The sequence below is a fragment of the Candidatus Andeanibacterium sp. genome, assembly GCF_057143545.1.
The window spans coordinates 1-5,155 of sequence record NZ_DBNHSF010000086.1; the positions used below are offsets into that span (position 1 = coordinate 1).

Annotated in this window: 5 protein-coding genes; 3 read left to right on the top strand and 2 right to left on the bottom strand. The window is 64.9% G+C overall.

Going from position 1 to position 5,155, the window contains the following annotated elements; all coding sequences use genetic code 11:
- Nucleotides 1–473, top strand: a 473-nt coding sequence (locus AC16XC_RS05385) for a hypothetical protein (RefSeq protein WP_484033620.1), incomplete at its 5' end; no start/stop codon positions are given.
- On the opposite strand, the gene AC16XC_RS05390 is transcribed toward AC16XC_RS05385, so the two are convergent.
- The gene (locus tag AC16XC_RS05390; RefSeq protein WP_484033624.1) at nt 470–1,276 is read right to left on the bottom strand and encodes an SDR family oxidoreductase; all 807 of its coding nucleotides are present in this window, start codon (nt 1,274–1,276) and stop codon (nt 470–472) included. The genes AC16XC_RS05385 and AC16XC_RS05390 overlap by 4 nt on opposite strands.
- Before the next feature lie 68 nt (nt 1,277–1,344).
- A complete protein-coding gene (locus AC16XC_RS05395; protein WP_484033621.1) occupies nt 1,345–3,522 on the bottom strand; it encodes a S8 family peptidase in 2,178 nt (725 codons plus the stop codon).
- A gap of 605 nt (nt 3,523–4,127) precedes the next feature.
- On the opposite strand from AC16XC_RS05395, the gene dapD reads away from it, so the two are divergent.
- Nucleotides 4,128–4,967: a 2,3,4,5-tetrahydropyridine-2,6-dicarboxylate N-succinyltransferase gene (dapD, locus tag AC16XC_RS05400; protein ID WP_484033622.1), complete on the top strand. Its 840-nt coding sequence runs from the start codon at nt 4,128–4,130 to the stop codon at nt 4,965–4,967.
- A gap of 6 nt (nt 4,968–4,973) precedes the next feature.
- Nucleotides 4,974–5,155 (top strand): DUF1810 family protein (locus tag AC16XC_RS05405; protein ID WP_484033623.1); only part of this gene is annotated, 182 nt, incomplete at its 3' end.

The window sequence follows — 5,155 nt, forward strand, 5'->3', positions numbered from 1 at the left end:
GGGCGGGCCACGAGGAAGACATCGAAGTCTACATGGAAGTTACGGGGCTGGAAGCGCTCAACACCGCGCTGATCCACCACAAGCAGCGCCATTTCCTGCGCGATCGCCGGACCGCCGAAGCGCCAGAGGGCTATGTCGAATATGTCCTGGCCTGCTGGCTGAGGGCGCTGCGCTTTCACCAGGCGGTCGGCGCCGAACTGGCGAGGCACGGCCTGCCCGGACGAATTCCGGTGATTTCCGGGACCTTCGACATGCAGCCCGCGGTGGCAAGCGTCCATTATCCCGAAAAGACGATCGAGACTGCCGCGCCGGTCGCCGATCTCGGCTCGCTGATTACCAAAGCCGCGCCAAAGCGCCCGGTAGAAATCGTCGAGCTCGAACCGCGCAATATCCGGGCGCAAATCGCCGCCAACAACGATTCCGAACCCGAAGCGAAGAAGGTCGGACTTCTCGGCCGGATGTTCGGCCGCTAGGGCTTCCCGCCGGCATCGCCGAAGCCGACCGCGGCATTGGCGTCGACGATCCCGCCATCGACCGGAATGGTCGAGCCGACAACATAATTGCCCGCGCGGCTGGCGAGGAAGATCGCGGCGGCGGCGATGTCTTCTGCAACCCCCACCCGACCGGACGGGATGGCTTTCGCCACCAGCTCCGCCGCGTCGCGCGCCGCCTTGTTCATCTCGCTTGGAAATGCACCCGGGGCGATACCGCTGACCACGATGTCATCGGCAATCAGTCGAGCTGCCATTCGCCTGGTCAGGTGAATCAGCCCCGCTTTCGATGCCTGGTAGGGATAGGTCTCCCACGGATTGAGCCGCATTCCGTCGACCGAGGCAATGTTGATCACTTTCGCCGGTTGTTGGGGCGTTGCTGCGGCCTTGAGCAGGCCGTGCAGCTTCTGGGCAAGGAAGAAAGGCGTCTTGAGGTTGAGGTCGACCACCTTGTCCCAGCCGCTTTCGGGGAAGCTCTCGAAACTCGCGCCCCAGGCCGCCCCGGCATTGTTGACGAGGATGTCGAGCCGCTGCTCGCGCCGCGCCAGTTCTCCCGCCAAGCTCACGATGCCTTCGAGAGTGCTTATGTCTCCGGGAATTCCGATGACTCTCTCGCCCAGCTCGGCAGCGGTTGCCGCGAGCTGGTCCGCCTTGCGCGCGGTGAGGTAGATTCGCTCGCATCCGGCCGCAAGGAACCCCTCGGCAATCATGCGCCCGATTCCGCGCGAACCGCCGGTGATGAGCGCAGTCCGGCCTTCGAGACTGAACAAGCTGGCGGTGTCGATCATGGCTACCTCTCGCGAAGGAACTGTAGCCTAGCCCGCACGGGCGGAAGTTGGAACCGCGGTGAGCGCTAGAACTCCGCCATCCAGCGCAGCGCGAGCCCGGCATCGTCCGGAACTTGGGCGTAATGGCCCGGATCGCGCCGGTAGAACAGGCTCGCCGAGGCCGAACCGCCCCAGAGCGGGCTGTGCCAGGCCAGTTCACCCAGGATTTCGCGGCCTTCGGGCGACAGCGAAAGTGTGCGCATGGCGAAGCTGGCGCTTTCGGTCTCGTAGCTCCAGGAAACGGGCAGGTTGAGGTTGAGGCCGCCGCGCCCGACCCTTACCGGCTGGGCGATCCTGAAGCCGATCCGGTCGGCGTCGAAGAACAAACCGCGCCGCTCGAGATCGAGCGACCATGCATCGCTTGCGAGATACGAACCGCTTCCAATCAGCGAACCATTGCCGGCGTAGGTCCAGCCCTTTCGGAGCGATCCGCCCAGACGCCACCCGTCGGCAAAGCGCCAGCTGGCCGATGCGTCGGCAAACAAGGTCCTGGCCCCGCCCCCGCCGAAGGCGTCGTGGAAGCGCGCACCCAGCACCGTGCGGCGTTCGTCCATCCAGCTCAGGCCAAGCGACGTCTCCAGCGAGCCAAATTGCCGGTCGATTACGAAGCCCAGCGTGTGCATCGAATGGTGCTCGCGAAAGCTGTCCCAGTCGGCCGCCAACTCCGTTTGCGGACCGGTAACGGCAGCGCCGCTTTCGCCGAACGCGGTCACGCCCCACGAACCAAAGGTACGGCGGAACGCGACCGAGAAATCCTCCTGCCTGAAGATCCCGTCGTCGCCACCTGGTTCGCGCGCCACCAGGAAAGCCGGCCGATCCTGACCCCGCATCTGGGCAACCAGGCCATCCGCGCTCTCGGCATAGGCAAAACCGAACTGCGCCTCCGGCGCGATCCGCAGGGCGATCCTCGCTGCCAGCACACGGGCCTTCTCGGCGTCCTGAAGGCTGAGCTTGAGCTCCTGCGGCAACCGCCTTGGCAGAGACTTCTCCGATCGGTCGAGCGTGAAGGCCAGTGCGGTCTTGCCGCTGTCCAGGCTTACCGAACGGATTTGCTGGCCGACCGCGCCGAACAGGCGGCGCGGAACGCTCGCTCCGCGCATGCCGAAGCCGAGATTGTGGCGGAAGGCCCGATCGTATTTGTCGAGGACCACCGTCTCCAACGACATGGCCGACAGGGCATCGCCCATGGCTGGCGAGCCGAGCACGGTGTTGTCGCTCAAAGGAAGGGCGGAAGTGCCGGTCGATGCCAGGGTAGTGGTTCCCTGCGGCTGGAACGCCTCGTGGATATCGAGAATGCCCCAGCCATAGATGTCATCGAGTCCGGGATCCCCGACATCCTGCGCCGTCTCGAACAGCAGGCTGACGATTTCCTGTCCGGTCATTGTCGGGAAGGCCTGCGCGATCAGGGCCACAGCGCCGGCGACCTGGGGTGCCGAAAAGCTGGTTCCGCTGATGAGGCAAAAAGTGGGACTCGGGCAATCGGGATCGCTGGCCCATTGCGGACCGTCGAGATAGACGGCCACGCCCTGACCGAGCGCGCTCAGGTAGTATTCCTCGCTGTCGCGCGCCTTGTCGGTGAAACTCGAGACATTGCCCGCCGCGTTCACCGACCCGACAATGATCACATTGCCCAGGTCGAGCGCCGCCAGCGAGCGAGGAAACAGATCGGGACGGTTGCCGCCGCCATTCCCCGCGGAGATCACGACCACGACGCCTGCGTTTGCTGCAGCCTGAACCGCGGCAATCTCGTTTGCCGTGGCGGTAGCCCCGCCTATCGACATGTTGATCACGGTTGCGCCGTGATCGACTGCCCAGTCGATCGCATCCGAGACGTCGCCGAAGCTGCAGCCGTCCACGCCAGTGCAGCTGTCAGGCTGATCGGACCGGATCGCCATGATCGTTGCGCCATAGGCGATGCCGACCGTGCCGTCTCCGTTATTGGCCCCAGCGGCCACCATGGCCACGAGCGTTCCGTGATCGCCCTCGGCCTCGACGGTGGCGCGCGCCGGGAAGATGTCGTGCGAATCCGCCGAGATTCGGCCGGCAAACTCCGAGTTGGCGGTGAAGATGCCGCTGTCGACGATGGCAATGATCTCGCCCGCTCCGGTCGTACCGGCGACCCAGGCAGTCGGCGCGCCATGGAAGCGCGGCCCATCGGAATCCTGGAATTCCTGGTCGTTGTAACCGATCGAATCGGGCGGCAACGGGGGCGGAACGTAGCTTGCCGGCGTAGGGGTAGGTGTCGGCGTTGGCGTGGGAGTCGGTGTTGGCGTCGGAGTAGGCGTGGGCGTCGGAGTAGGCGTGGGCGTTGGCGTGGGAGTCGGTGTCGGTGTCGGTGTTGGAGTAGGCGTGGGTGTCGGTGTCGGTGTCGGAGTAGGCGTGGGCGTAGGAGTGGGTGTCGGTGTTGGCGTCGGGGTTGGCGTCGGGGTCGGGGTTGGCGTCGGGGTCGGAGCAGGTGTGGGCGCAGGTGAAGTTGCAGGTGGAGGCGTGCTCTGCACACCGCCACCGCCCCCACAGGCTGCGACCAGTACGAGCGCTCCAAGCGCCGTTCCGGTGCCCAAGCGCCGTCGCAATTGCATCATCCGGTCCATCATCCGATCGAAGTCCCCCCGAGCCGGCATCCCACCGTTGTGGTTAAGATCGACTGAATGCGCCAGGTTACCGGAATTGAACACTCCCGCCGACGGCGTTGACGGGGCTTATTCACCGTAATCGCGATGCAATGCGCCTTGCCCCGGTCGAAGCGAGGGGTTAGGCGCGATAGCAACCAACTCCGCCCGAATACCGCGCTCGAAGGAAACCTATTACCATGTCGGCAGAATTGCAGTCCGCGATCGATGCGGCCTGGGAAGATCGCGAGAATGTGACCCCCGGAAGCGGCGAAGTGCGCGACGCGGTCGAAGACGCGCTGGCGATGCTGGACTCCGGAGAAGAGCGCGTGGCCGAGAAGAACGCCGCGGGCGATTGGCAGGTCAACCAGTGGCTCAAGAAGGCGGTGCTGCTGTCCTTCCGGCTGACCGAGAATTCTGTCGTTCCCAATGGCGCGGCTGGCGCGCCGGGCTACGACAAGGTGCTCTCCAAATTTGCCGGTTGGGGCGACATCCGCTTCAAGGAAGCCGGCTTCCGCGTTGTTCCCGGCGCAATTGCCCGCCGTGGCTGCTTCATCGGCAGGGGCGTGGTGCTGATGCCCAGCTTCGTCAATATCGGCGCCTATGTCGACGAGGGGACGATGGTCGATACCTGGGCGACCGTGGGCAGCTGTGCCCAGATCGGCAAGAACGTCCATATCTCGGGCGGCGCCGGGATCGGCGGGGTGCTGGAGCCGCTGCAGGCCGGACCGGTCATCATCGAGGACAATTGCTTTATCGGCGCACGCAGCGAAGTGGCCGAAGGGGTTGTCGTGGGCGAAGGCGCGGTACTCTCGATGGGGGTCTATCTCGGCGCGTCGACCAAGATCGTCGATCGCGCGACCGGCGAAGTGCATATGGGCAAGGTCCCGCCTTATTCGGTAGTCGTCCCCGGTTCCCTGCCCGGCAAGCCCCTGCCCGACGGCAGCCCCGGCCCGTCGCTCTATTGCGCGGTCATCGTCAAGACCGTCGACGCGCAGACCCGCTCGAAGACGGGCATCAACGAACTGCTCCGGGACTGAGCGGCCTTGACCGGGCCAAGCGACCTCGAACGGTTCGTAAGGGCTCAGGACGATGTCTATCGACAGGCTCTCGACGAATTGCGCAACGGTTTCAAACGCAGCCACTGGATCTGGTTCATCTTTCCGCAAATCCTGGGATTGAGCACCACCCCGACCGGCAAGTTCTATTCGATCGCCGATCTCGCCGA

Coding starts and splice junctions, on each gene's coding strand:
- dapD (WP_484033622.1), top strand. CDS start 4,128: ATGTCGGCAGAATTGCAGTCCGCGATCGATGCGGCCTGGGAAGATCGC.